A 3,075-nucleotide genomic window follows, 5' to 3' on the forward strand; every position below is an offset into this window, starting at 1 on the left:
CAAATTGCTTGGGTGTTATATGGTCAAGCCTCACGGGCAATTAGTATTGGTTAGCTCAACGCCTCACAGCGCTTACACACCCAACCTATCAACGTCGTAGTCTTCGACGGCCCTTCAGGGAACTCAAGGTTCCAGTGAGATCTCATCTTGAGGCTAGTTTCCCGCTTAGATGCTTTCAGCGGTTATCTATTCCGAACATAGCTACCCGGCAATGCCACTGGCGTGACAACCGGAACACCAGAGGTTCGTCCACTCCGGTCCTCTCGTACTAGGAGCAGCCCCTCTCAAATCTCAAACGTCCACGGCAGATAGGGACCGAACTGTCTCACGACGTTCTAAACCCAGCTCGCGTACCACTTTAAATGGCGAACAGCCATACCCTTGGGACCGGCTTCAGCCCCAGGATGTGATGAGCCGACATCGAGGTGCCAAACACCGCCGTCGATATGAACTCTTGGGCGGTATCAGCCTGTTATCCCCGGAGTACCTTTTATCCGTTGAGCGATGGCCCTTCCATACAGAACCACCGGATCACTAAGACCTACTTTCGTACCTGCTCGACGTGTCTGTCTCGCAGTCAAGCGCGCTTTTGCCTTTATACTCTACGACCGATTTCCGACCGGTCTGAGCGCACCTTCGTACTCCTCCGTTACTCTTTAGGAGGAGACCGCCCCAGTCAAACTACCCACCATACACTGTCCTCGATCCGGATAACGGACCTGAGTTAGAACCTCAAAGTTGCCAGGGTGGTATTTCAAGGTTGGCTCCACGCAGACTGGCGTCCACGCTTCAAAGCCTCCCACCTATCCTACACAAGCAAATTCAAAGTCCAGTGCAAAGCTATAGTAAAGGTTCACGGGGTCTTTCCGTCTAGCCGCGGATACACTGCATCTTCACAGCGATTTCAATTTCACTGAGTCTCGGGTGGAGACAGCGCCGCCATCGTTACGCCATTCGTGCAGGTCGGAACTTACCCGACAAGGAATTTCGCTACCTTAGGACCGTTATAGTTACGGCCGCCGTTTACCGGGGCTTCGATCAAGAGCTTCGCGTTAGCTAACCCCATCAATTAACCTTCCGGCACCGGGCAGGCGTCACACCCTATACGTCCACTTTCGTGTTTGCAGAGTGCTGTGTTTTTAATAAACAGTCGCAGCGGCCTGGTATCTTCGACCGGCATGAGCTTACGGAGCAAGTCCTTCACCCTCACCGGCGCACCTTCTCCCGAAGTTACGGTGCCATTTTGCCTAGTTCCTTCACCCGAGTTCTCTCAAGCGCCTTGGTATTCTCTACCCAACCACCTGTGTCGGTTTGGGGTACGGTTCCTGGTTACCTGAAGCTTAGAAGCTTTTCTTGGAAGCATGGCATCAACCACTTCGTTAACTAAAAGTTAACTCGTCATCAGCTCTCGGCCTTAGAATCCCGGATTTACCTAAGATTCCAGCCTACCACCTTAAACTTGGACAACCAACGCCAAGCTGGCCTAGCCTTCTCCGTCCCTCCATCGCAATAACCAGAAGTACAGGAATATTAACCTGTTTTCCATCGACTACGCTTTTCAGCCTCGCCTTAGGGACCGACTAACCCTGCGTCGATTAACGTTGCGCAGGAAACCTTGGTCTTTCGGCGTGGGTGTTTTTCACACCCATTGTCGTTACTCATGTCAGCATTCGCACTTCTGATACCTCCAGCAAGCTTCTCAACTCACCTTCACAGGCTTACAGAACGCTCCTCTACCGCATCACTTACGTGATACCCGTAGCTTCGGTGTATGGTTTGAGCCCCGTTACATCTTCCGCGCAGGCCGACTCGACTAGTGAGCTATTACGCTTTCTTTAAAGGGTGGCTGCTTCTAAGCCAACCTCCTAGCTGTCTAAGCCTTCCCACATCGTTTCCCACTTAACCATAACTTTGGGACCTTAGCTGACGGTCTGGGTTGTTTCCCTTTTCACGACGGACGTTAGCACCCGCCGTGTGTCTCCCATGCTCGGCACTTGTAGGTATTCGGAGTTTGCATCGGTTTGGTAAGTCGGGATGACCCCCTAGCCGAAACAGTGCTCTACCCCCTACAGTGATACATGAGGCGCTACCTAAATAGCTTTCGAGGAGAACCAGCTATCTCCGAGCTTGATTAGCCTTTCACTCCGATCCACAGGTCATCCGCTAACTTTTCAACGGTAGTCGGTTCGGTCCTCCAGTTAGTGTTACCCAACCTTCAACCTGCCCATGGATAGATCGCCCGGTTTCGGGTCTATTCCCAGCGACTAGACGCCCTATTAAGACTCGCTTTCGCTACGCCTCCCCTATTCGGTTAAGCTCGCCACTGAAAATAAGTCGCTGACCCATTATACAAAAGGTACGCAGTCACCCAACAAAGTGGGCTCCCACTGCTTGTACGCATACGGTTTCAGGATCTATTTCACTCCCCTCTCCGGGGTTCTTTTCGCCTTTCCCTCACGGTACTAGTTCACTATCGGTCAGTCAGTAGTATTTAGCCTTGGAGGATGGTCCCCCCATATTCAGACAAAGTTTCTCGTGCTCCGTCCTACTCGATTTCATGACTAAGAGATTTTCGCGTACAGGGCTATCACCCACTATGGCCGCACTTTCCAGAGCGTTCCGCTAATCTCAAAGCCACTTAAGGGCTAGTCCCCGTTCGCTCGCCACTACTAAGGGAATCTCGGTTGATTTCTTTTCCTCAGGGTACTTAGATGTTTCAGTTCCCCTGGTTCGCCTCTTGCACCTATGTATTCAGTACAAGATAACCATCTTATGATGGCTGGGTTCCCCCATTCAGACATCTCCGGATCAAAGTCTGTTTGCCGACTCCCCGAAGCTTTTCGCAGGCTACCACGTCTTTCATCGCCTCTGACTGCCAAGGCATCCACCGTATGCGCTTCTTCACTTGACCATATAACCCCAAGCAATCTGGTTATACTGTGAAGACAACATTCGCCGAAAATTCGAATTTCTCGATTAAGAGAACTCACAAATTTTACCTTAGCCTGATCCGTTACCAGTGAAAGTAACGTTCAGTCTATCTTTCTATCACATACCCAAATTTTTAAAGAACGA

At 51.0% G+C, this 3,075-nt stretch carries 1 rRNA gene; it reads right to left on the bottom strand.

Annotation, left to right across the window (positions count from 1 at the left end):
• Nucleotides 1–19 precede the first annotated feature (19 nt).
• Nucleotides 20–2,911 (bottom strand): 23S ribosomal RNA (locus E3O56_RS26525).
• Nucleotides 2,912–3,075: the final 164 nt, after the last annotated feature.

Source organism: Pseudomonas sp. W2Aug9 (genome assembly GCF_023127755.1).
Lineage (GTDB): Bacteria > Pseudomonadota > Gammaproteobacteria > Pseudomonadales > Pseudomonadaceae > Aquipseudomonas > Aquipseudomonas synxantha_A.